General features: G+C 36.3%; 25 protein-coding genes and 1 pseudogene. 3 read left to right on the forward strand and 23 right to left on the reverse strand.

From position 1 onward, the window contains the following. Positions 1-5: 5 nt before the first annotated feature. Positions 6-950, reverse strand: a complete 945-nt coding sequence (locus NST46_RS06630) for a YybS family protein (protein WP_095314242.1) — start codon at positions 948-950, stop codon at positions 6-8. A 298-nt stretch (positions 951-1,248) separates the two neighbouring features. On the opposite strand from NST46_RS06630, the gene NST46_RS06635 reads away from it, so the two are divergent. Next, positions 1,249-1,731, forward strand: a complete 483-nt coding sequence (locus NST46_RS06635) for a DUF1189 family protein (protein WP_095314244.1) — start codon at positions 1,249-1,251, stop codon at positions 1,729-1,731. Positions 1,732-1,780: 49 nt separating this feature from the next. Here the strand turns inward: NST46_RS06635 and rpsR (NST46_RS06640) are convergent. The 9 genes and pseudogenes from rpsR (NST46_RS06640) to NST46_RS06680 all read right to left on the reverse strand — a co-directional run. After that, positions 1,781-1,879, reverse strand: a pseudogene (gene rpsR / locus NST46_RS06640) (30S ribosomal protein S18); the annotation flags it as partial. Positions 1,880-2,254: 375 nt separating this feature from the next. Further along, on the reverse strand, positions 2,255-2,662 hold the full coding sequence (locus NST46_RS06645; RefSeq protein ID WP_340002640.1) for a hypothetical protein: 408 nt from the start codon (positions 2,660-2,662) through the stop codon (positions 2,255-2,257). A 443-nt stretch (positions 2,663-3,105) separates the two neighbouring features. Further along, complete coding sequence (gene rpsR, locus NST46_RS06650; RefSeq protein WP_095314025.1) at positions 3,106-3,336, reverse strand: 30S ribosomal protein S18; 231 nt, start codon at positions 3,334-3,336, stop codon at positions 3,106-3,108. A 35-nt stretch (positions 3,337-3,371) separates the two neighbouring features. Further along, positions 3,372-3,884 carry a single-stranded DNA-binding protein gene (gene ssb, locus NST46_RS06655; protein ID WP_095314023.1) on the reverse strand — a complete coding sequence of 171 codons (513 nt, stop codon included), beginning with the start codon at positions 3,882-3,884 and terminating at the stop codon, positions 3,372-3,374. A 15-nt stretch (positions 3,885-3,899) separates the two neighbouring features. After that, positions 3,900-4,187, reverse strand: coding sequence for a 30S ribosomal protein S6 (gene rpsF, locus NST46_RS06660; protein WP_095314021.1), 288 nt, complete (start codon positions 4,185-4,187; stop codon positions 3,900-3,902). A gap of 182 nt (positions 4,188-4,369) precedes the next feature. Continuing rightward, positions 4,370-5,470: a redox-regulated ATPase YchF gene (ychF, locus tag NST46_RS06665; protein ID WP_095314020.1), complete on the reverse strand. Its 1,101-nt coding sequence runs from the start codon at positions 5,468-5,470 to the stop codon at positions 4,370-4,372. A 261-nt stretch (positions 5,471-5,731) separates the two neighbouring features. Continuing rightward, positions 5,732-5,926, reverse strand: coding sequence for a DUF951 domain-containing protein (locus NST46_RS06670; RefSeq protein ID WP_095314018.1), 195 nt, complete (start codon positions 5,924-5,926; stop codon positions 5,732-5,734). Between the two features lie 38 nt (positions 5,927-5,964). Then, entirely contained in the window at positions 5,965-6,864 is a 900-nt protein-coding gene (locus NST46_RS06675; RefSeq protein WP_340002641.1) for a mechanosensitive ion channel family protein, read from the reverse strand. 19 nt (positions 6,865-6,883) lie between these two features. Beyond that, a complete protein-coding gene (locus NST46_RS06680; protein WP_095314014.1) occupies positions 6,884-7,906 on the reverse strand; it encodes a YkvI family membrane protein in 1,023 nt (340 codons plus the stop codon). 91 nt (positions 7,907-7,997) lie between these two features. On the opposite strand from NST46_RS06680, the gene yyaC reads away from it, so the two are divergent. Continuing rightward, positions 7,998-8,621 (forward strand): spore protease YyaC, encoded by a 624-nt coding sequence (gene yyaC / locus NST46_RS06685; protein ID WP_095314012.1) that lies wholly within the window; start codon positions 7,998-8,000, stop codon positions 8,619-8,621. A gap of 157 nt (positions 8,622-8,778) precedes the next feature. Here yyaC and NST46_RS06690 read toward each other — a convergent pair whose 3' ends face one another. The 13 genes from NST46_RS06690 to rpmH form a co-directional block, all read right to left on the reverse strand. Next, positions 8,779-9,483, reverse strand: a complete 705-nt coding sequence (locus tag NST46_RS06690; RefSeq protein ID WP_118889309.1) for a DUF554 domain-containing protein — start codon at positions 9,481-9,483, stop codon at positions 8,779-8,781. 238 nt (positions 9,484-9,721) lie between these two features. Next, positions 9,722-10,561: a ParB/RepB/Spo0J family partition protein gene (locus tag NST46_RS06695; protein WP_118889308.1), complete on the reverse strand. Its 840-nt coding sequence runs from the start codon at positions 10,559-10,561 to the stop codon at positions 9,722-9,724. Next, positions 10,542-11,315, reverse strand: a complete 774-nt coding sequence (locus tag NST46_RS06700) for a ParA family protein (protein ID WP_118889307.1) — start codon at positions 11,313-11,315, stop codon at positions 10,542-10,544. Before NST46_RS06700 ends, NST46_RS06695 begins: the two co-directional genes overlap by 20 nt. Positions 11,316-11,501: 186 nt before the next feature. Continuing rightward, positions 11,502-12,359, reverse strand: coding sequence for a nucleoid occlusion protein (noc, locus tag NST46_RS06705; RefSeq protein ID WP_118889306.1), 858 nt, complete (start codon positions 12,357-12,359; stop codon positions 11,502-11,504). 707 nt (positions 12,360-13,066) lie between these two features. Beyond that, the gene (rsmG, locus tag NST46_RS06710; RefSeq protein ID WP_095314004.1) at positions 13,067-13,783 is read right to left on the reverse strand and encodes a 16S rRNA (guanine(527)-N(7))-methyltransferase RsmG; all 717 of its coding nucleotides are present in this window, start codon (positions 13,781-13,783) and stop codon (positions 13,067-13,069) included. Between the two features lie 75 nt (positions 13,784-13,858). Next, the gene (mnmG, locus tag NST46_RS06715) at positions 13,859-15,745 is read right to left on the reverse strand and encodes a tRNA uridine-5-carboxymethylaminomethyl(34) synthesis enzyme MnmG (protein ID WP_251659716.1); all 1,887 of its coding nucleotides are present in this window, start codon (positions 15,743-15,745) and stop codon (positions 13,859-13,861) included. Positions 15,746-15,791: 46 nt separating this feature from the next. Then, positions 15,792-17,168 (reverse strand): tRNA uridine-5-carboxymethylaminomethyl(34) synthesis GTPase MnmE, encoded by a 1,377-nt coding sequence (mnmE, locus tag NST46_RS06720; RefSeq protein WP_095314000.1) that lies wholly within the window; start codon positions 17,166-17,168, stop codon positions 15,792-15,794. Positions 17,169-17,406: 238 nt separating this feature from the next. Then, positions 17,407-18,030, reverse strand: a complete 624-nt coding sequence (locus NST46_RS06725) for a hypothetical protein (protein WP_341136972.1) — start codon at positions 18,028-18,030, stop codon at positions 17,407-17,409. 31 nt (positions 18,031-18,061) lie between these two features. Beyond that, positions 18,062-18,931, reverse strand: a complete 870-nt coding sequence (locus tag NST46_RS06730; protein WP_095313996.1) for a DUF7587 domain-containing protein — start codon at positions 18,929-18,931, stop codon at positions 18,062-18,064. Between the two features lie 355 nt (positions 18,932-19,286). Further along, positions 19,287-19,901 (reverse strand): RNA-binding cell elongation regulator Jag/EloR, encoded by a 615-nt coding sequence (gene jag / locus NST46_RS06735; protein WP_095313995.1) that lies wholly within the window; start codon positions 19,899-19,901, stop codon positions 19,287-19,289. A gap of 14 nt (positions 19,902-19,915) precedes the next feature. Next, on the reverse strand, positions 19,916-20,632 hold the full coding sequence (gene yidC, locus NST46_RS06740; RefSeq protein ID WP_379602079.1) for a membrane protein insertase YidC: 717 nt from the start codon (positions 20,630-20,632) through the stop codon (positions 19,916-19,918). A 132-nt stretch (positions 20,633-20,764) separates the two neighbouring features. Next, on the reverse strand, positions 20,765-21,106 hold the full coding sequence (gene rnpA / locus NST46_RS06745) for a ribonuclease P protein component (RefSeq protein ID WP_095313992.1): 342 nt from the start codon (positions 21,104-21,106) through the stop codon (positions 20,765-20,767). 211 nt (positions 21,107-21,317) lie between these two features. After that, entirely contained in the window at positions 21,318-21,452 is a 135-nt protein-coding gene (rpmH, locus tag NST46_RS06750) for a 50S ribosomal protein L34 (RefSeq protein WP_011067894.1), read from the reverse strand. 943 nt (positions 21,453-22,395) lie between these two features. On the opposite strand from rpmH, the gene dnaA reads away from it, so the two are divergent. After that, a complete protein-coding gene (gene dnaA / locus NST46_RS06755) occupies positions 22,396-23,739 on the forward strand; it encodes a chromosomal replication initiator protein DnaA (protein WP_095313991.1) in 1,344 nt (447 codons plus the stop codon). Positions 23,740-23,967 lie beyond the last annotated feature (228 nt).

Here is a 23,967-nt window from a genome sequence, read left to right on the forward strand (position 1 = left end):
CAACCTTATTTTTTGCTTGTCAGTCGTTCCCTTAACCTAAATCCTATATCAATTATACCTAAGATTCTTACGAAATAAAGTAGAAACGTTGGAAAAAGTAACGTAATCACAACAATAAAAATTGGCACAGCTTTTGTTATTTTCTTATGGTACGTATAAAGGAAGATAAATGAAAATCCTTGTAATGCCATTAAAAGCCCTGTTAATGCCAATAAATTATGTACAGCTGTATAGTATATACCTGCTGGATTCAAATCAAAAAACGAAATGAATAATGCAAAGAAATAAATCCACAGTATAGATGTCGGAAATCTTAAGTTACGGAAAGGCGGGAATCGTAGTTGCTTCTTCTCTAGCCGGTTGATAAATTTATAGCTAATCCACTGGCTGAGAAACGCTAATACAATTGCAGTTAATGCAAGTCCCACTGGCAATAATTCAATAAGCATGTTGACTTGTTGTAAAAGCAACTCTTCCATCTGTTCAGTTTGTCCACTAGCACCAAATTGCTCCATGATGGATGCACTCATGTCCATCGAATCTGTTATGATTACTTTCAGCTCATTTACCAAATTAACTGAAAAGACAACTTGACTAAAAGCAAAGATAAACAATAGGCCAATAATAAAACCTAATGTACCCCTGGCCAATGTTTCATAAGCGGATACTTCTTTATGAATAGCAGCGCCAATTGCAATTCCTCCAATTCCAGCTAAAACCGTAAACGGCAGGAAGGCAATAGTAGCAATAAGTGCCGTAATAAGCAAGGAGGCTACAAACATTAAAAATGAAGGCTTTAATCCATGCCTAGCTGCATATAGAATAAAAGGTATTGGTAATAAAAACATCCCGAATATCGTTACTATCGGAACAAATATGGTAATCAACAGAAGCACTATATATATAGCTAATAGTAATGCTCCATCTGTTAATTTTTTTGATTGATTCATTTATTGCACCTCATCTAATCTAGATTGACTATTCTACTATCATAACATGATTCGTACCAAAATAGTTGTCTGATCATGTCGAAGCATTTATTCCCCGGGAGATATAAAAAACGTCCTTCGAGCTATTCTTAGCAGTATTTATATACGATTTACAAATGTCATTCTTTCTTCAACACTATAGGCGCATTTCCCACTAATTTCTACTATAATATTATAGAAGGATGAATTTGCTATAAAAAACGGCATGCTTATTTTATAGCAGTCACTTCCTAAGCATACATAGTTAAGGGTGGAAAGCATGACCTTTTTGAACGTCTTTTTGAATAGTATAAAACTACCAAAGAAAAAAGCAATGTTTCAGCTTAATCGAGTTGGTATGGATATTGCTGTTATTTATATGTTTATCCTACTTGGTCTCGTATCAATTCCTTCATTAATCGAACAGCTGACAGCATCAAGTGGACTCGCAGCTGATTTAAATGTAATTTTCAAGTTGATTTACTTTTTTATGTTTTATTATTTGCCATTAACAATTCTTGTATTTATCGCGATATCATTTGTGGCTTATATTGGAAGAGGGATTACACATTTTATGCAGCGTAAACTGCGCTACTCTCTCCTATGGAAAATGGTTGCATTTACAACAACAATCCCATTTATCTTATACATTATCATCGCATTTATTATCCCAGTTCGTGATGCTTATCTATTGCTTACATTTATTTTTTCGATTGGTTTATTATTGAAGATGATTTCAATTTATCCAAAAAGAAGAAAATAAAAGAACCTCAAAATCGGAATTACATCCAGGTTTTGAGGTTCTTGGTTATTTACTCAGCTACATATGGTAATAAAGCCATTGTACGAGCACGTTTGATTGCAATTGTAAGTTTACGTTGGTATTTTGCAGAAGTTCCAGTTACACGACGAGCTGCCATTGGACGTTAATATGGACACACTAATCCCAGTGTTCATATCAGTCCAAACACCGCATTCATTTTTGTAAGAAACCAACCAACCTAAAAAGATTAGCAAAAAAGGAAAAACAAAATTTATATAATTATACTTTATCATATTTATTAAAAAAGAAAATGGTGTCCAATCTCTTCTTTCACTATAATTTGAGATCAACTTTACAACAGTTAGTTACAAGAATCCATTTTAATCAAAATGGATTCGAAAGTATGAGTATCTTTAGAAATTTATATTGTATAGTTTGATTATTTATATAATAGTATTGCGTTCTTATAAACTCTAGTTAAAAGTGAGGAAATGGTATCATAGTTATTAACTTTGATTTAATGTTAAAAAAATGTCGGGACCTTTTTAATGGTAATTAAGTGACCTTCAGAAAGAAGTAACTGTTTTGGGTTTGTAATTTCGTGAAGTAACAATTTAGATTTTTCTTTCACTTTGAATTTTATTTTATTCGAATTTATCAATTTCGCTATTTGAACACTACAAACTTTATATGAGGCTGTCTGCTCTTGAATATAATAAAGAAGCTTTTGTAATTCTTCTTCTTGTTCAACACCATTAAAAATCTCGATTTGAATAGGGTAATCGAATCCTTTTATATGCTCATCACTTTTTTCTAAGGTTAAAATTTCATCATGTGAAGTGGAATTATTAAAATTCAAGTGGAATCCTTCATCATAATAATACCCTTTTTGTAATGGGATATCTGAAGCTAAATAATAATAATAAGTCAAATTATCACCCTTCGAATTTTTGTTTACAAGTAAACAACGACAGTTATATATCCATAATACGAAAATGAATTTATAAAACAAGGAATAAGAAAGTTATTTTAGATCACCAATTAAACTCTGTAGAGCAAAAGCAATCATTTATGAAAGGCTTTTAGAGCTTGATCAAGTAATAGTTAAGATAAAGAATTAAATTATGCTCAAGTTGATTTATGATTTGAATGCATAGTTAAACAATTAAAAAATGCGATCCCCTTAGACTCTATTATGACACATTTATCCTAGTGTTATCATATCAGTCCAAAGATCGCATTAGTTTAAATAGCCGATTATCCAAAAAGGTTGCAAAAAAATAAAAAAACATACATCAATATAATAATTTAATCAAAATAAAATACCTCAAAATTAAACGAGAGGTAACTCGAAATAATTTTGAGGTATTATTATTACTCAGCTACATATGGTAATAAAGCCATTGTACGAGCACGTTTGATTGCAATTGTAAGTTTACGTTGGTATTTTGCAGAAGTTCCAGTTACACGACGAGGAAGAATTTTTCCACGTTCAGAAATGAAACGTCTAAGCAAGTCTACATCTTTGTAATCGATGTGTGTGATTCCGTTCGCTGTGAAATAACACACTTTACGACGCTTTGCGCGTCCACGACGAGCTGCCATTGATACCCCTCCTTTTTAAATTCACTTTACCCGTTCTAAAACGGTAAATCATCGTCTGATATATCGATAGGCTCTCCATTATTCTTAAATGGATCGTCTTGTGGTTGGTTATTATTTGGTTGAAACTGATTTTGGTTTTGATTCGGTTGGTATTGATTCTGATTTTGAAATTGGTTCTGATTTCTATTTTGCTGGTAACCTTGCGAATCCTGTCCGCCAGAAGAAGAACCTTTTGATTCCAAAAATTGTACACTATCTGCAACAATTTCAGTCACATATACGGTTTTTCCATCTTGTCCTTCAAATGAACGTGTTTGAACTCGACCATCTACACCGATCATACTACCTTTTTTCATGAAGTTTGCCAGGTTTTCTGCTGGTCTACGCCAAACGACACAGTTAATAAAATCTGCTTCTCTATTTCCTTGTTGGTTAGAAAAGGGACGATTAACAGCAATCGTAAAGTTGGCTACTGCCACGCCATTTGGTGTATAACGTAAATCAGGATCCCTCGTTAACCTGCCTACTAGTACGACACGATTTAACATCAGAACCACTCCTTATTATTTTTCATCTCGAATTGCAATATGACGAATAATATCATCAGAGAACTTAGCAAGACGGTCAAACTCGTTAACAGCTTCTTCGCCACTGCTGAAGTTAATAAGAACATAATATCCATCACGGTAGTCTTGGATTTCATAAGCAAGACGCTTCTTGCCTTTTTCTTCCACTTTTGCGATCTCCGCGCCATTATCTGTTAAGATCTTGTTGAAACGCTCAACTAAAGCTGTTTGAGCATCCTCTTCAATGTCTGGGCGGATGATGTACATGATTTCGTATTTTCTCATCCGTTACACCTCCTTTTGGTCTTAGCGGCCCCTATCTATCTTAAAACAGTTGTTCAACATAATAGGAGCAAGGAATAATCATAATCTAATTACTCACAATAACGTATTATACCAAATCCTGTTTTGTTTGACAAGTATTCGAGAGATACCTAATTGTACGTTTTTAAATTTTATATTCCTGCTTATACATTAAAGCGGAAGTGAATAACATCGCCATCTTGAACGATATATTCTTTTCCTTCTAATCGAACCTTTCCTTTTTCTCGTGCATGTCCCATCGAACCAGCTTCCACAAGGTCTGTATAGGAAACTGTTTCAGCACGAATAAAACCTCTTTCAAAGTCTGTATGAATAATACCTGCTGCTTGTGGTGCCTTAATCCCTTTGCGGAATGTCCAGGCTCGGACTTCTTGCTCTCCAGCAGTAAAGTAAGTTGCTAATCCTAATAAGCTATAAGAAGCTTTAATCAGCTTGTCTAAACCAGATTCTTCAATTCCTAAATCTTCAAGGAACATACCTTTTTCGTCTTGGTCAAGCTCGGAGATTTCCTCTTCAATTTTTGCACAAATGACAATTACTTCTGCATTTTCGTTTGCAGCATAATCTCTTACCTTTTGTACATTTTCATTTGAATCTGGATCTGCAACCTCATCTTCACTTACATTCGCTACATAGAGGATTGGCTTGCTTGTTAACAAATGCAGCCCTTTTACAATTTTCCATTGTTCATCTGTAAATTCCAATGCTCTTACAGGTCTTTCTGCTTCCAGACCCTCTTTTAGGGTTACAAGGATGTCATGCTCAATAACAGCTTCCTTATCCTTCTGTCTAGCCAGCTTCTCGACACGCTGGAAACGTTTATTTACCGTTTCTAAATCAGCAAGAATTAATTCAAGATTGATGATTTCAATATCATCAATTGGATCTACCTTTCCAGATACGTGTGTAATATTCTCATCAACAAAGCAACGGACGACTTGACAAATTGCATCCACCTGGCGAATGTGAGAGAGAAACTGGTTCCCTAACCCTTCCCCTTTACTCGCACCTTTTACAATCCCGGCAATATCCGTAAACTCAAAGGCAGTTGGGACAGTTTTCTTCGGTTTTACTAATTCTGTTAATTTATTTAAACGTTCGTCAGGTACTTCTACAATTCCCACATTTGGATCGATCGTTGCAAACGGGTAGTTCGCTGCTTCAGCTCCAGCTTGTGTGATTGCATTGAAAAGCGTGGACTTTCCCACGTTCGGAAGACCTACGATTCCTGCTGTTAAAGACATTAAACTTTCACTCCTTAAGGATTCCATTCATAAAACGCGTTTGTACTCCAATTATAGAATAGTGGCTACTAAAAAGACAAGTAAGTAAAAAACAAAAATAGGTACACTAAGTATACCTATTTTTGCACATTTACCCTATTACTTTTGGTTTTTCGTATCTCTTTATAAGAATATAATACTATTTTTAGTAGTGTGTAGTCAATTTTAACTAATTTCAAAAATTAGCTATTTTAGTTATACAATCCCTACTCCATCAAACCCCTAACTCTCCGCTTTTTCCAGTACTCTTTTCAGCTTTTTAACGAATTCCCTTCGCGGAATCATCACACTATGATCGCAGCCAAGGCATTTAATCCGGATGTCCATTCCCATACGAATAATTTTCCAACGGTTTTCTCCACATGGATGGGGCTTTTTCATCTCTACAACATCATTCAAATTAAATTCTTTCTCCATTTTTGGATCTCCTTTTTTACATACATTATATCCAAATTTTAATGGCTCTGCCCTCTATTTTCACGTTTTAAGTCTTCTCTCTCTTCCTTTGAGTATAAAACAACACGTGGTGATGGGAGTTCAATGCCAGATTTATATAATTTATCTTGGAGCTCCTTCCGAATATTTCGCTCACCAGCCCATTGGAAACCTGGTAATGTATCAGCAATAACTCGAATTACAAAATGGGAGACGTCTAAATTTTGTACCCCGATTATTTCTGGTGTTCCGACTAAAAAATCATACTTTTCCGGTAACGTTACAGCAACTTCCTGAATAATCCTTTCCACATCAGCAACATCACTCTCGTATGGAATATTTATATCTACAATCGATAACCCATTATGAACCGAATAATTGGTCACCTGTGTTAAATTTCCGTTCGGGATGATATTCATCTCCCCTGTCCAGCTCAGTACCTTCGTTGTACGAAGACCGATTTCTTCTACCGTGCCTTCTATACCTGCAACGGCTACATAGTCACCGACAGAAAACTGATCTTCAAAGATAATGAAGAACCCTGAAATAATATCTCGCACGAGGTTCTGTGCACCGAAACCAATTGCTAAACCAAGGACACCAGCACCGGCAAGTAGTGGACCAATATCAAACTCAAACACGCCTAAAATCATTACGATGGCCATAAAGTATACTACATATGCTACCACATTTTTAATTAGCTTTTTCAGTGTGTTTTCTCGTCGTTCCGAAATACGGATTGGACCTGTAGTTCGATTGACAAATAACTTATCAACCAGCTTTCTCGTTACCTTAACGATAATCAATGCTAGACAAATAATGATGATAATCTGTAAAGCTGAAGACAACAATATTCTCCATAGTTCTGGACCTGTTATATAATCCCATACATTTGTTACTTGATCGTTAATTTCATCCATAGTAAAACCTCCAAACATTCTATCTAACCTTCTCCATACGTTTCCAAATTGGATATAATAATAGTCTTGTCAATATATACAAATTGAGAATCCCATATAGTGGATAAATCACACGTATTAATGTAGAGAAACCAAAGGTAGTTAGGGGAATCATAATGATTAATGTAAGCATTACAATTAGGAATAACGGTTTTTGGAAATACTGCTGCAGTCGTGTCGCGATTCCAAGCATACCAGCAGCAGCTGTCGTAAAGATCGCAAACCATAGCATAACTGACATAAATACCAGTATCTCCATCGGATAATGCTTTAATATCGCAAATAATGGAATCTCATACAGTAAAATCTCTTCTGCAATTTGAATTAGACTATTATTATAAATAAAGGAAATTACACCTAATATCAAGCCACTGCCTACGCACGCAAAAATAATCTCATTTCTAGACCGCACTTTATTTCCAATTGCTCCAAGCACGGCTACAAGCGGAAGAATATTCAGGGCGGTAAATGGAAAAGCAGCCATCCAATTTCGTTGTTCATGCCAGTGTGAGAATAGCGCTAATTCCTGATCAACCGTAAACATAATCAGAATAGCAAGCATGCCCACAAGCATAATCGGTAAAATAAACTGATTCACTTGCAGCAGCCCATTCACGCCTTTTAAAAATAATAACATGAGTGCAACTACAATAATACCTATACCCCACCAATAGGAGTAATTAAACGCCTGTCCAGTTGCACCACTGCCAGCAATCATAACAATCGTTGTTGTAAATAAGTATAATAAAATCATAACATCAAATACACCCGTTAACCTAGCACCAACTATTTCCTCTAATACAGGCAAATAATGCGATGATTTTAATCGATAGCTAATTTCCATAATCACCATACAGCAAATCGAAAAGAAAACACTAAACAAAACAATCGCCAAACTGCTTTCATGGCCAAAAAACTGCCATAACTCCGCCCCAGATGCATATCCAGCACCAATTGTCGTTCCAATGATTAGAAACATCCATTTCAACCCAGCAAAAATCATCTACTATTCCTCCAATATTTTAAGGCATTTGTATGTATAGAACGGCAAAATAATCCGTATACTATACCAATATGTTTGTGGAGGATAAGCTATGTATTTAAAGAATCGATTTGAGCAGCCAATAGAGACTTTCCGTATGCCTTATACGGATTCCGAGCTTTCCCATTTAATGTGCGAAAAAATACTATCCTGGTTCCCAGATGCCCCGCGGGAATATATCATCTTATGTATTGGAACAGATCGATCGACCGGAGATGCACTTGGTCCATTAACCGGTACATTTCTTAAAGAAACAAAACCAAAGCATTTGCATGTTTATGGGACGGTTCATGATCCTGTGCATGCTGTAAATATGCAAGAAGCGATTACCATTGTAAAAGAGAATCATCGCAACCCTTTTATTATCGCAATAGATGCTTGTCTCGGAAGGAATTCCTCGATTGGTCATATCATTACGGAAAAAGCCCCTTTAAAGCCAGGAGCGGCTTTAAATAAAGCTTTACCTACTATTGGAGATATGAACATTACAGGAGTAGTCAATATTAGTGGATTTATGGAGCATTCTATTTTACAAAACACGAGATTATCCGTTGTTATGGATATGGCAAAAAAAATAACCGGGATTTTAAGCAACATCGATCAGCAGCTTACTTATAATTATTCGCCTACCGTGGTTATTTCAAAGAAACACCCGGTCAAGAAGTGGACCGTATAATTTTCTGCTTATTATTTATGTGCTATATTCACTAGAAAAGTAATAAATCCTACCATGCCCCTTTCAAAACGAAAGGTTACCAAAAAAATACTGGCAAAGGAAGTATGTATGGACACTTCCTTTGCCAGTATTAAATGGATCGATGTATCAATTTATTTTATAAAAGCGAATAGATATAATAAATAATTCCTACCGTCACAATCGCAGGCAATAAATTACCGATGCGAATTTTTGTGATTTTTAATAGATTTAAACCAATTGCTACGATTAATAAACCACCAACAGCTGTAACTTCTACAATCAATCCATTTAAAAATTCTTCAGGTAACAATCTCTCAATTTGTGTTGCAACCAGCGCAATTATACCTTGGTAGAGAACAACCGGTATTACCGATAATATTACACCAAATCCTAATGTTGTTGTTAATACAAGTGCAGTAAAACCATCAATTACCCCTTTTGTAATAAGCACTTCGTGATCGCCTCGTATCCCACTATCCAATGCACCAATAATAGCCATTGCGCCAATACAAAATATCAATGTTGCTGTAATAAAGCCTTGGGCGATGCTTGTATCACTATCTCTATTCGTGAATTTACTGCCTACCCAATAGCCAAGACGATTTAGCCCCTCTTCCAAATGAGTAAATTCACCAATTATTGCCCCAGTAAGAAGACTTAATAGGACAATTATAATTTGGTCGCCTACCAATGCCATTTGCAAACCTATCAATACAACAGCAAGTCCAATACCGTGCATAACCGTTTCTTTGTATCTTTCAGGTATCTTCGTGAAAAACAATCCAAAAATACAACCTATAAGTATGAGTGCTCCATTTACTAATGTACCAAATAAAATCATTTCTATCTCTCCACCATTTTTTTCGTTATATGTAATTTAAGGGCGGTGTATCTTCGAAAATCTAATGCAATATCAACCGGGTATTCCTTATCCGGTTGAAAATAGTACAGGAAAAGGTCTGAGACCGTGGCCCTGGCAAGTATCTCACCGTGAATGTTTCACGTGGAACATCTTCCATTAACCTTCTTTAAATAAAATGAAAGACTGATAGTAGAAACGATCAGTCTTTCTAAATACCCTATTTATTTAAATATTCGATAAGACGATTTAAATCATCATCCGTGTAAAATTCAATTTCGATTTTTCCTTTACGTTTACCTTTTTGGATATTAACCGCCGTACCTAATCGCTCTCTCAATACCGTCTCTTGTTCTTCCAGAAAAACGTCTTTTTTCGGTTTTTCCTTTTTTGCTGGCTGTTTTTCATTCAACTGGATAATTAATTTCTCAACCTGACGGACATTTAGTTTTTCATGACGAATTTTATTTACCAGCGGGAATAACTTATCCTTGTCTTTTAAACCTAAGAGGGCGCGTCCATGCCCCATTGATAACTCTCCGTTATTAATATAGGCAACAACCTGATCTGGCAATGAAAGCAAACGAACCATATTCGCAATATGTGGACGACTCTTTCCTAATCTCCTTGACAGCTCTTCTTGTGTAATTTTTAACTCCGTCATCAAGTTTGCATAGGCATGAGCTTCTTCAATTGGTGTAAGGTCTTCACGCTGTAAGTTTTCTAACAGAGCAATCTCCATCATTTTTTCATCCGTTAGCTCTTTGACAATGACTGGGATTGTTTTTAAACCAGCTTCTTTAGCAGCCCGAAAACGTCTTTCACCTACAACAATTTCATACCCTTTAATACTTTTGCGCGCAACCAAAGGTTGAATAATGCCATACTCTAAGATAGACTCTTTCATTTCCTCGATTGCATCTGCATGAAATGTTTTTCTCGGTTGATAAGGATTTGGCCTACATTCTGTGATAGCAATTTCTTCTATTGAACCAGCTTCTTCTTGCTCGTTTTCATTCAGAAACAAAGCATTAAGTCCTTTACCCAACCCTTTCGCCATTTGCCATCACTTCCCTCGCTAATTCAAGATAAACCTCTGCACCTCGGGATTTTGGATCATAACTGATAATTGGCATTCCATGACTTGGAGCCTCTCCTAATCTTACATTCCTCGGTATAATTGTTTTATAGACTTTATCTTGAAAGTATTTTTTAACCTCTTCAATCACTTGAATACCTAGATTTGTTCTTGCATCAAGCATTGTTAGTAATACACCTTCAATCATCAATTGTTTGTTCAAATGTTTTTGAACAAGACGAATGGTGTTAAGCAATTGACTAAGTCCTTCCAACGCATAATATTCACACTGGACTGGAATCATGACAGAATCAGAGGCAGTCAGTGCATTAATGGTTAATAACCCCAAAGAAGGCGGGCAATCTATAATGATATAATCATAGTTTTCTTTTAAACTTTCAAGTGCCCTTTTTAAACGAATTTCCCTTGAGATAATAGGAACTAATTCAATTTCTGCACCAGCCAATTGAATGGTTGCAGGTATAATATCTAAATTGTCTATATTTGTCGAAACAATTACCTCTTCTGCAGGTAAATCTTCAACAAGCACATTATAAACACAGTTACTAGCGTCTGCTTTATTAACTCCTACCCCACTTGTTGCATTTCCTTGTGGATCTGTATCAACAAGTAATACTTTATTCCCTAAAGAAGCAAGACAAGCACTAAGGTTTACGGACGAAGTTGTCTTTCCAACGCCACCTTTTTGATTTGCGATGGCCAATATTTTTCCCATGTTGACACCTACCTAACTATATACATACTATATTATCACTAAATGAATAGAAGCGACTATCTTTTTTTCTTTTTTTGTGAAATTGTAATGATAAAATGGCAATTTATCAACTAAAAAACGAACTGGTTATGCAAAATACCCACCTTTTCGACAAAGATGGGCTAATGTTAAATAGTATGATAAGTATTATTTCTTTTTAGGTATTTTAATCGTAATTTGATAGTAATCGTCTAACTCTTTTTCATCCGATTCCACTTCTACTCCGGTATCTGACACCATGTTTAAGGATTGTCGAATGGTATTCATTGCTATCCGAATATCCTTATTGACACCTTTTAATTTTGGACGTTTCTTTGTTTGCTCTTTCGGCTCATTCATTTTAGCAATTCGTTCTTCTGTTTGTTTCACATTCAAATCGTTATCCATAATGACCTGCAAAACGTGCAATTGCTGTTCCGGTTCCTTAAGCTTGATTAAAGCTCGTGCATGTCTTTCTGTTATCGTTTTATTTAATAAAGCTGTTTGCACTTCCTCTGGAAGCTTTAAAAGTCTTAGCTTATTTGCAATCGTTGATTGATTTTTACCTAACCGCTGCGCCAATGCCTCTTGAGTCAATGAATGTAGCTCTAATAGCTTCGCATATGCTAATGCTTCTTCTATAACGGTTAATTCCTCCCGTTGTAAGTTTTCAATTAGTGCCACAGAAGCTGTCTCTGCATCAGACATATCCCGAATGATGACAGATACCTTCTCCCAACCTAGGGATTGAACAGCTCTCCACCTTCGTTCACCAGCAATCAGCTCAAATTTTTCTTCATCTAGCTTTCTTACTACAATTGGCTGGATCATTCCATGAGTATGAATGGTTTGAGCCAATTCCTTTATCTTTTCTTCATTAAAAATAGTTCTTGGTTGGAAACGGTTCGCTTGAATTCGATCTACTGGAAGCTGAATCACTTCATCTGGATTAAATTCCTCCGTCTCCTCTAATTCAGGGGTTCCTTTATCCCCTAAACCAAATATCCGATTAAAAGGATGTACCACTTACCTGACACCACCTTCATAATTTAACAAAATAAAATCATCTATGTATAAAAATTGTTTCACGTGAAACAATTGAATGTCTAATTTAAATCAAGTATAGCATAAAGTAAAACTTCATTCAGTGGGGTTCCATACGTCTCCCATTTTCACATTTTTTATCTTTCTCAAGCTGAGAGGGGTTATTATAAACCGTTAATGCGTGATAAAAAGGAATTTACAAGAAAAAACGCGCCAGCATTCTGCTGCTGTGCGAAATATACTTACCTTATATTACATTTATTTTACCACATTTGTCCTCAAAAAAGTAATGAATCTTTCGTGAAAAACGATTTGTTCATTTAAAGAACAAAAGCGCAAGCGCCCGTTTAGCGACGTACGGACTGCGCCCCGAACTTTGGGGTGGTTCGACCTGTCGAACATTCCTACGTAGGAGATAAAGGAAACACGGCGACCGCAGGGAGTCGATGTTGACTTTCACCACAAGGGTATAAGTGCGACTAAGCCTCTGGCACAGCCAGTCGGCAAGTCTTCTTTATCGTACGGAGGTGAGGGAAGTCTCGCTAGTCGCTGGGCGCTGGATCTGGACGTAGCCGTTTAGGTAACTAAGTTATCCACAGCATTCAAATTTTATAGTTTCCTGCAATAAAAAAGGAAATTCGTATAGCAGGTGGTGTCTTTTCTATACGAATTTCAAAATAATAATGCTATTATTCAATTGGTTCTTTGTTTGGAAGACCAGCTTTTCTTGGATATTTTTTTGGTGTCTTTCGTTTTTTGCGAATAACAACAATAGAGCGTTCACTTTCCTCTTGTGGTAGTGCAAAGGTATGAATCGCTTCTACTTCTCCGCCAAGTAGCTCAATAGCTTTCTCTCCTATTTGTAGCTCTTCTTTCGCTTGCGCACCCTTCATCGCAATAAAAGCCCCCGTTTTTTTCACTAATGGCAAACATAACTCACTAAGTACAGACATTCTTGCAACCGCTCTTGCAGTTACGATATCAAAAGATTCTCGAAACGAACTGTTTTTGCCGAAAGTCTCCGCTCGATCATGATAAAAAGCTACATTCGTTAAATTTAACGCTGCTGCCAAATGATTCAAAAATCCAATTCGCTTTTGTAATGAGTCAACTATCGTAACCTTTAAGTGTGGAAAACAGATTTTCAGTGGAATACTTGGAAATCCAGCACCGGCTCCAACATCACAAATATGTAATTCTTCTCTTAAATCATAATGAAATGCAGCTGTAATACAGTCATAGAAATGCTTTAAATAGACACCCTCTTCGTCTGTAATCGCTGTTAAATTTATTTTTTCATTCCATTCTACTAATATTCGAAAGTAAGTTGAAAATTGCTCACGTTGTGCATCTGTTAACTCAATTCCCTGTTCACCTAGTGCAGCTACAAATTGTTCTGGATTCATTAATCAACTAGTCCCTTCTATGTAATGGAAGAATAGCGACGTACCTTATTCATACGTCGCTATCTCCACCTCATTTTAATTTGCAATTCGTGCAATATTTCCCTGTTGAATATATACAAGCAAGATGGATATATCGGCAGGGTTAACACCAGAGATTCGAGACGCTTGACCTACAGAGAGTGGACGAACTTTTTTCAGCTTCTCTACCGCTTCTGTTGCCAATCCATGGATAGCATCATAGTCAATATCATCTGGAATCTTCTTGTCTTCCATTTTTAACATTCGCTCTACTTGCTCATTTGCTTTTTTAATATAGCCTTCATACTTCACTTGAATTGCTACCTGTTCGCGCATTTCAGGACTCAATTCCGTATTCGCTTCTATCATTTGTTCAATATGATCATAGCTTAGCTCTGGACGCTTCAGCAAATCATAAGCTTTTACTGGTTCCTTTAATGGAGTAGCTCCCGCACTTTCCATAATCGCATTTACTGCCTCCGTTGGCTTAATTGTAAGTTTTTTAAGTCGTTTTTTCTCCAGTTCTACGAAACTTTTCTTCTGTTGGAATTTAGCGTAACGTTCTTCAGAGATTAACCCTAGCTCATATCCCATATCTGTCAAACGTAAATCAGCATTATCATGACGGAGCAATAAACGATATTCCGCACGTGACGTTAATAAGCGATACGGCTCATTTGTGCCTTTGGTAACTAAGTCATCAATTAGAACACCGATATATGCTTGAGAACGATCTAAAATAACTGGCTCTTTACCAAGTACTTTCGCTGCCGCGTTAATACCAGCCATAATCCCCTGCCCTGCAGCTTCTTCATAGCCAGAGGTACCATTAATTTGTCCTGCTGTATACAATCCTGGAATTTTCTTTGTTTCTAATGTTGGCCAAAGCTGGGTAGGTACGACCGCATCGTATTCAATCGCATAGCCAGCACGCATAATAACGGCATTTTCAAGACCTGGTACTGTTTTTAACATCTCTTCCTGAACAGATTCAGGTAATGAAGTAGATAAACCTTGCACATAAACCTCTTCCGTATCTCTGCCTTCTGGCTCTAAGAAGATTTGATGACGCGGTTTATCATTAAAACGAACAATTTTATCCTCAATTGACGGGCAGTAACGTGCACCTGTTCCACGTTTTGCACCGGAATACATCGCGGAGAAACCTAAATTGTCGTTAATTACTTGGTGCGTAAATTCATTGGTATAGGTTAACCAGCATGGAAGCTGATCCGTAATTTGTTCCGTTGTTTCATAGGAGAATGACTGTGGATTGTCATCTCCTGGCTGGATTTCCGTTTTGGAGTAATCAACCGTGTGACTATTAACACGTGGCGGTGTACCTGTTTTAAATCGTGTTAATTCAAAACCAAGCTCCTCTAAGTTCTCAGAAAGCTTCACAGAAACACGTTGGTTATTTGGACCACTTTCATATTCCAAATGCCCCATCAATACTTTACCACGCATAAATGTTCCTGTCGTAACAATGACAGCTTCTGCAGTATACGTTGCCTTTGATTCTGTGACAACGCCTTTACATACACCATCCTCAACAATTAAAGAATCTACCATTCCTTGACGAACAGTCAAATTCTTTTCATTTTCAATAAGCTTTTTCATTTCGCGCATATATATTGGCTTATCAGCTTGTGCACGTAAAGCTTGCACAGCTGGACCTTTTCCGGTATTTAACATCCGCATTTGGATGTAGCTTTTATCAATCACTTTCCCCATGATTCCACCGAGGGCATCAATTTCTCGAACAACAATCCCTTTAGCAGGTCCACCAATTGATGGATTACATGGCATAAAAGCGATCATATCGATATTCAATGTTAGCATTAACGTTTTGGCACCCATTCTTGCTGCAGCAAAGCCAGCTTCGACCCCTGCATGCCCAGCGCCAATAACAATAACATCATAATGACCAGCATTGTATGTCATCACATTCATCCTTTCTAATTTTTAAATTCCGTATACCTATTCCAATCTATTTTCCTAAACAGAACTGCGAGAATAACTGATCAATTAAACTGTCACTCGCAGTATCTCCAATAATTTCACCTAAAAACTCCCATGTCCGGGTAACATCAATTTGCACGATATCCATTGGCATTCCGAGATCAATACCTTCCATCGCATCTTCTAACGCAAGGCTTGCTTGCTGCAGTAATTGGATATGCCTTGCATTCGAAACATAGGTTAGATCGCCTGTCTCAATTTCTCCTGCAAAGAATGTATCAGCAATAGCTTGTTCCAATTCGTCTACCCCTTCTTCTTCAATTAGAGAAGTCGTAACTAGCGGTCTATCTCCTACAAGCTCTTTTACACGGTCCATATCCAGCTTCTGTTCCAGATCTGTTTTATTTATAATGACGATATATTCAAGCCCACTTACTGCTTCAAAGAGCTTGAAATCCTCATCTGTTAAGACATCATTGTTATTTAGTACAAATAAAATTAAATCGGACTCTTTTAATACTTGCCTTGAACGCTCGACACCAATTCGTTCCACAATATCCTCTGTTTCACGAATTCCAGCTGTATCGACCAATCGAAGCGGAACACCACGTACATTGACGTATTCCTCAATTATATCACGAGTTGTACCTGGAACATCTGTAACAATTGCTTTATTTTCCTGTACAAGTGTATTCATTAACGAAGATTTTCCGACATTTGGCCTGCCAATAATTGCTGTAGCAAGACCTTCACGTAAAATCTTCCCTTGTTTTGCGACACTTAATAATTCATCAATCTTCTTATGAACTTCCTTTGTTTTCGTACGCATCATTTCGTGGGACATTTCTTCCACATCATCGTATTCTGGATAATCAATATTTACTTCGACATGTGCAACTGTTTCAATCAATTCCTGACGCAGCTTTCCAATTAACCCGGATAAGCGACCGTCCATCTGCTTTAATGCCACAGACATTGCTCGGTCTGTTTTTGCTCGAATGAGGTCCATAACAGCCTCTGCCTGCGAAAGGTCAATTCTCCCATTCAAAAATGCACGTTTTGTAAACTCTCCTGGCTCTGCCAAGCGTGCACCAATGCTTAAGATAAGCTCTAGCACCCGGTTTACGGCTACCATACCACCATGACAGTTGATTTCAACGACATCTTCACGAGTAAATGTTTTCGGTGCGCGCATCACAGAAACCATTACTTCCTCAGCAATCTCACTTGTCTTTGGGTCGATAAGCTTCCCATAATGAATCGTATGAGAATCTACCTGGTTTAAATTTTTCCCTTTAAAAATACGTGCTGTCATTGAAACTGCCTCAGGACCGCTCAATCTTACAATCGCTATTGCCCCCTCACCAATCGGGGTTGATATCGCAGTAATTGTATCTGTCTCCATCACGATCACCTCCAACATTTTTTAAAAGCTTTTATCTATATCAATGGACAATAATTTAAATTTACGTCACTAACAAAATAGAATAACATAATTTCATTAAAAAATAAACTTATCCACAATTATTTTTTTCAGTAAGCTTCCAATAAAAAAGGCGAGAGGTTATCCACATGTGAATAACCTCTCGTCTTTTTATTTTATCAAACTACGCTAGCTGTTGATGATATTGATTTTTTATTCTTTATCCAGCTATCAATTCAAATACTCTTTCATAAGCATCATAAATTTTATCTGCCTCTTCTTCTTGATGGAACTCATTCTGATATACATAAACAAACAAATCCATTTCATAAAAGTTAATCAGAATTGCTACAAATGCTTTTGGTAATGCATCCCAGGAGTGAACCTCCTTTAGGCTCGATTCCAGCTCTTGATATATTTTTTCAAATTGTTGCTCATCCAATCCCTTACCACTACGCAATTTTTCAAAAAAATAACCATCTTCATTTATATACCTGACTAATTTTGTAAAAGTCTGGTTCTCTTGAAGTTCTGCTTCTCCTGTTTCTTCCAAGCATTTTTCGATTACTATTTTTATGTTTTTAGCTGCCTTCAGGATCTGTTCTGATTCTTCACCAGCATAATTAAGCGAAAAGTTATAGAGTTCACCATAAAGCTCAACCATCGTTGTAGCTACCTCTTTTGGTATACTACTTACTCCTTTGTATTCCATTTTAAATAAAGTAAGCATTTCAACAACCTTTTCATACGCCTTTTCGTTAAAACCGTCCCCCATTCGAAGATCAACAAGTAAATTTAACGCTGATTCCTCAAAATTATGGATATGCTTATTTATATCACGCACACTTGTCACACTCCTATAAAAGAATCCATCCTTATTCTAGTAATTCAGATGGTCGACCTAACAGCTCAATGGCTGCAGCTGGAATTTCATATTCCACTAATAATTCTTGTGATGCATTGGCATATCTTCTAACCTTCTCCCAAGGTTCACCTTTCGAATTTACGAGATACTTGTCCTGAACTTTTGGATCTGTTAAATCATAATACATATTTGTTACCTTGCTTAAATCAATTTTTACGATTCGAAGATCATGAGCGCTGCCTTTATCCATAATGTTTGATGTTGCGTTTTTTAGTGCTATATCAAAACTTTTCGTTGTTGAAATATATTTTGACCCTTTGAAGTTTTTCTTCCCGCCATTATTAACATGTCCAGCAATGGTTATATGCTCGCGTTCTGGAGCCTTTGCAAAAATGCCTTTCGTCGGATCCTCGTCTTCTCGTAATACGCGATAAACGATATTACCATTTGAATCTTCATCAATATTTATATCGTCGATTGTATCTTTTGCTTGATCAATTGTACCATTGACGTCATCTATTGCATCCGTCGCATCATCGTTTCCAGTGAACTCGCCGACAGCATTGTCAACTGTTGTAATTAATTCACTAATATAGCTAACAATGTTATCAAAAACTTCTTTAATATTCTCTAAAGCTGTATCAATCGTTTCTCCTACACCATCAAACCAGTCCGTAACCGTATCCCAATAAGTCTCCTCTATATCTGTTCCGGTCGTTGTGACAGAACTTCCTATGTAGCTATTCTCTAAATTTCCATCCGAATTAATAGGAAAACTAAATTCCTCTGCCTTTATAGAGGAGGGCTGAAAAAAATGAAAAGAACATATCGATATAAATATTAAAAGTGCAATAATCCCCGGCAAATGGTATTTTTTCACCTTTTGGTTCCTCCTTAATTCTCTTTTCTTATCCAATAAAAAAATGGCTATGTCATTAGCAACTATTTCTTTATGCCATCTGCTCTTTAATCATGGAGAAATTGTTTTCGCTGTAGTTATACGTTATTTTTTGAATAAACTTACTATTTATCTCGTAGATGTTACATCAAATAAGCTGCTAACTTGATGAAAACCTTTAAATAATATGATAACAAAATTACTTTATATACTTTTCCACATACTAAAAATACCACAGTGTCCGACACTGTGGTATAGCCGAAAAGAGCTAGTTTAAGTTAATGTTTTAGTAATATTTATGCAGAACCCCGCTAAAGAATGTCTTTAGCGGGGTTCTTTATGGTTTAATGACGATATGCCGATGTGGTTCTACTCCATCTGAATAAGTCGAAACGTCATTAATACCTTGTAATGCACTATGAATGATTTTTCGCTCAAAAGCCGGCATTGGCTCAAGTGCTACTTTTTTATTGAGACGCTTTGCTTTATCCGCCATTTTATGTGCCAAGGACTCGAGCGTTTCTTTTCTTCTGCCGCGATATCCTTCTGCGTCTAATACAACGGTGTAGTAAGCTTTTTTATCCTTATTAATTGCGAGATGCAATAAGTATTGCAATGCGTTTAAGGTTTGTCCACGTTTCCCAATTAAAATTGCAATGTTTGCACCATCCAATTCATAGGTCACCTGGTTGCTCTCAACAGTAGTCTTCACTTCAACCGAAAGATTCATATTGCCTGCTATTTCTTTAATTAATTTCTCAGTTTCTTTTATTGGGTTTTTAGCAATTGTAACTTTGACAACGGCACGTTTCGATCCAAAAATGCCGAGTACACCCTTTTTTCCTTCATCGATTATATCAATCTCTACTTGGTCCTTCGTGGTGTTTAACTGCTCTAATGCCGATTGGACCGCTTCTTCGACTGTTTGTCCACTAGCAGTTATTTCTCTCACTATTTTCTCCTCCATTACTTATTCGTCATCATCGGTTTGTTAATGAGAAGTGTTTGAACAACCATAAAGATGTTACCTGTTACCCAGTATAATGCTAACGCTGCCGGGAAGAAGAATGCCATAACACCAATCATAATTGGCATTACGTAAAGCATAACCTGCATTTGCATTGCCATTTGCGGATTTTGCTTGGATGCAGAATTTGTTGACATCATTAGTTTTTGTTGCAAGAACGTAAATGCCCCCGTTAAAATCGGCAAAATATAATCTGGTGAACCAAGTTCAAACCATAGGAAGTTATGGGTACTAATTTCGGCAGTACGCATAATCGCATGATACATCGCAATCAGGATAGGCATTTGTACAAAAATCGGCAAACAACCAGCAAGTGGATTTACACCGTTTTTCTGGAATAACTGCATCGTTTCTTGCTGCAGCTTTTGCTGTGTAGTCGCATCTTTCGAACTATATTTCTTTTGGAGCTCTTGAAGCTTTGGCTGAATTTCTTGCATTGCTTTAGAGCTTTTTAATTGTTTAATACTTAGTGGTAAAATCAATAAACGAATTAAAATTGTTACAATAACAATCGATAATCCGTAACCTTCATTAAAAATTTCAGCTATTTTAATAATTACCCATGATAATGGATAAACAAAAATCGTATTCCAAATTCCTTCACTTTCGGCCGTAACCGGTTCGTTAATCTCCGTACAGCCAGAAAGGATTGCCATTAAACCTACAAAGGTTATCAGCAAAAAAATCTTTTTACGCAATTTATTTCCTCCTTCATATGACCCTCATCACGCTCTACCTGTTATTTTATCCTAATTACACGTAAGATTCTATCTTTAAATAGATTTTTCCTATTTATTTAAAAGCCTCTCCTTATACAGTAAATGTGTCAGGCTTTTTTTTACTTCCTCAAGGCCCATATCCTTGGTTGGATTTCTAGCAATAATAACGATATCATAGGAGTTTTCGATATTATCCTCTAGATCCTGGAAGGCTTGTCTTAAGAAGCGTTTAATTCTATTTCGCGTAACCGCGTTCCCGATTTTTTTACCAACAGAAAGACCAATACGAAAATGCTCCTGATCTATCTTCTTTACATAATAGATAACAAGCTGTCGGTTAGCAAAGGATTTCCCATGTTTAAAGAGGTACTGAAATTCTTCATTTTTTTTTATACGAAACGCTTTCTTCATCTTTATCACCTTTATTTATACTCAAACACCATCGCCCGCAATAAATTATGTATAAAAAAAGCAGCTTGAATCACTGCTTTTCCGATCATTCTTCCGCTTCAGTTTACGTTCAAAAAGGAGGATAAAAAGGACCAAGAAGTTCGATGCGTCATTTTTATCGGACTTTTGAACATCCTTTAAAGCAGAAAAAGACCACTGACTTTTCAGTGGCCTATGCAGATAATACTTTTCTTCCTTTACGGCGACGACGAGCTAAAACATTACGTCCATTTTTAGTACTCATACGCGCACGAAAGCCATGTACTTTTTTGCGTTTACGGTTATTTGGTTGAAACGTTCTTTTCATTTATTCTGCACCTCCCCAAGGGATCCCTTTTCAATATCTAAATTAAAAATAATAACTTATCAATAGACAGTCCTTGACATTATACGAAAAACAACCATCATCTGTCAACTTAGATTTAAAAAATCTTTATCCACAGAGCCCGTTTATAATTATTTTAGGTTTTTTTTCTATCCACAACACCTATTTACAAGTTAAGCACAAAATATAGTAGTGTGGATAGTTATTATGCACAAGGTCTTGAATATGTGGATAACTATCCAAAAACCATTGCTTTATTCACTTTTATTTGATATTATATTTATGTTTTAACCTGTGGAAATCAAAAACAGCAATAAAACTTATTCACAATCTGTGGATAATATGTGGATAGTTGTTCACAGGGCATCGAATAACCTTTTCCACATACATGTGGATAACGTTTATAAGCAACTTTCTTCTTTATTATTCATATGGTTTACTATCCACAAGTCTCTCTATCGTAGTTATGCAAAAAAGGAAACTTTTTATTTTCCTGTCTGCCAAAATAGATTTCATATAACTAAATATTTTCTATTCGTATATGTCAAGATATGTTTTAAACATATATATGATATGCCTTTCCATCTTATTCAAGATTGAGAGAGGCTTTTTCTGTCATTTGCAAAAGCGTAAGCACGTGGTTAGCGGCGTACGGACTGCACCCCAACTTTTGGGTGGTTCGACCTGTCGAACATTCGTACAGAGACAATGTTAACTTTCACCACAAGGGTATAAGTGCGACTAATTCTCATGTATTAACAGTCGGCAAGTCTTCTTTAGCGTGTCATGAGGTGATGGAAGTCTCGCTAGTCGCTGGATGCTGGAGCTGGAGGTGGCTGTTTAGGGAACTAAGCTACTTACAAGATTTGAATTTTGTTTCCTAAAATAACATGTGTAAACCAATTTGAAAGGAGTGAGATTGATTTTGGAAAACATCGAAGAATTGTGGGTTGCTACGTTAGAGAAAATTGAAGAAAAAATTAGCAAACCCAGCTTTGATACGTGGTTAAAAAATACAAAGGCTGAAGCTATTGAAAAAAATACATTGATTATATCTGCACCAAATGAATTTGCTAGAGATTGGCTTGAAACACAGTATACAGAACTCATATCCGATATTCTTGGTGAAGTCACTGGTACAAAATTAAATACAAAGTTTATTATTCCTACTTCAAATATGGAAGTAGAAGATACAAAACAAGTGACAAACCAAAAAGCCGAATCCATTACAAATGATATGCCTAAATCTATGTTAAATTCCAAATATACTTTTGATACATTCGTAATCGGTGCGGGAAATCGATTTGCTCATGCTGCTTCTTTAGCTGTAGCAGAAGCGCCAGCCAAAGCTTATAACCCACTCTTTATTTATGGTGGTGTTGGTCTTGGTAAGACACATCTTATGCATGCAATTGGACACTATGTTCGTGAGCATAATCCAAAAGCAAAGGTTGTTTATTTAACATCTGAAAAATTTACGAATGAATTCATCAATGCCATTATGGACAACAAATCCAATAGCTTCCGTAATAAATATCGAAATATCGATGTTCTATTAATTGATGATATTCAATTTATTGCTGGAAAAGAATCGACACAGGAAGAATTTTTCCATACATTTAATGCTTTACATGAAGAAAGTAAACAAATTATTATCTCGAGTGATCGTCCACCGAAAGAAATTCCAACATTGGAAGATCGCTTACGATCACGCTTTGAATGGGGACTAATTACCGATATTACACCACCAGATTTGGAAACGAGAATTGCAATTTTAACAAAAAAAGCAAAGGCTGAGGGACTTGATATACCAAATGAGGTCATGCTTTATATTGCAAATCAAATCAATACGAATATCCGCGAATTAGAAGGAGCGCTTATCCGCGTTGTTGCCTACTCCTCACTCGTTAATCAAGATATTGATGCCTCGCTTGCAGCAGATGCATTAAAGGATATTATTCCAAGCAGTAAGCCTAAAGTAATAACCATTGAAGGAATACAGGAAATTATAGCGGAAAGATACAATATTCGTATTGAAGATTTTGCAGCAAAGAAACGTACAAAATCGATTGCCTTTCCTAGACAAATTGCAATGTATCTTTCCAGAGAGCTTACCGATTTCTCTTTACCAAAGATAGGAGAGGAATTTGGTGGACGAGACCATACGACGGTCATTCACGCACACGAAAAAATTTCGAAATTACTCGAAGAAGATTCCGATCTAAATCGTGATATTGAAGATATAAAAGAAACATTAAAAACGATATAAGTCTCTTTTTTTGTTTTTCGACTTAGCTGTCCACATGTGAATAATGTTTATAAGTGTGCAAGCATATAAACAGGTTATACACATGTGGAAAACTTTACTGGTTTTGATGGAAATGCACTTATCCACATAATCACAGCGCCTATTACTATTATTACTGTTTTTTATAAAAATAAATATATATATAAATACATGTTCAAAAAGGAATAAGAAGAGTTAGAAAGTAAATCC

Origin of the sequence: Oceanobacillus sp. FSL W7-1309 (genome assembly GCF_038002145.1) — a bacterium.
GTDB classification, from domain to species: domain Bacteria; phylum Bacillota; class Bacilli; order Bacillales; family Amphibacillaceae; genus Oceanobacillus; species Oceanobacillus profundus.

Coding starts and splice junctions, on each gene's coding strand:
- mnmE (WP_095314000.1), bottom strand. CDS start 17,168: ATGGAGACAGATACAATTACTGCGATATCAACCCCGATTGGTGAGGGG.
- ychF (WP_095314020.1), bottom strand. CDS start 5,470: ATGTCTTTAACAGCAGGAATCGTAGGTCTTCCGAACGTGGGAAAGTCC.
- rnpA (WP_095313992.1), bottom strand. CDS start 21,106: ATGAAGAAAGCGTTTCGTATAAAAAAAAATGAAGAATTTCAGTACCTC.
- ssb (WP_095314023.1), bottom strand. CDS start 3,884: ATGTTAAATCGTGTCGTACTAGTAGGCAGGTTAACGAGGGATCCTGAT.
- NST46_RS06630 (WP_095314242.1), bottom strand. CDS start 950: ATGAATCAATCAAAAAAATTAACAGATGGAGCATTACTATTAGCTATA.
- yyaC (WP_095314012.1), top strand. CDS start 7,998: ATGTATTTAAAGAATCGATTTGAGCAGCCAATAGAGACTTTCCGTATG.
- NST46_RS06670 (WP_095314018.1), bottom strand. CDS start 5,926: ATGGAGAAAGAATTTAATTTGAATGATGTTGTAGAGATGAAAAAGCCC.
- rpsR (WP_095314025.1), bottom strand. CDS start 3,336: ATGGCAGCTCGTCGTGGACGCGCAAAGCGTCGTAAAGTGTGTTATTTC.
- rpmH (WP_011067894.1), bottom strand. CDS start 21,452: ATGAAAAGAACGTTTCAACCAAATAACCGTAAACGCAAAAAAGTACAT.
- rsmG (WP_095314004.1), bottom strand. CDS start 13,783: ATGAATCCAGAACAATTTGTAGCTGCACTAGGTGAACAGGGAATTGAG.
- mnmG (WP_251659716.1), bottom strand. CDS start 15,745: ATGACATACAATGCTGGTCATTATGATGTTATTGTTATTGGCGCTGGG.
- NST46_RS06690 (WP_118889309.1), bottom strand. CDS start 9,483: ATGATTTTATTTGGTACATTAGTAAATGGAGCACTCATACTTATAGGT.
- rpsF (WP_095314021.1), bottom strand. CDS start 4,187: ATGAGAAAATACGAAATCATGTACATCATCCGCCCAGACATTGAAGAG.
- NST46_RS06675 (WP_340002641.1), bottom strand. CDS start 6,864: ATGGATGAAATTAACGATCAAGTAACAAATGTATGGGATTATATAACA.
- NST46_RS06695 (WP_118889308.1), bottom strand. CDS start 10,561: ATGGCGAAAGGGTTGGGTAAAGGACTTAATGCTTTGTTTCTGAATGAA.
- NST46_RS06700 (WP_118889307.1), bottom strand. CDS start 11,315: ATGGGAAAAATATTGGCCATCGCAAATCAAAAAGGTGGCGTTGGAAAG.
- NST46_RS06680 (WP_095314014.1), bottom strand. CDS start 7,906: ATGATTTTTGCTGGGTTGAAATGGATGTTTCTAATCATTGGAACGACA.
- NST46_RS06635 (WP_095314244.1), top strand. CDS start 1,249: ATGACCTTTTTGAACGTCTTTTTGAATAGTATAAAACTACCAAAGAAA.
- yidC (WP_379602079.1), bottom strand. CDS start 20,632: ATGGCAATCCTTTCTGGCTGTACGGAGATTAACGAACCGGTTACGGCC.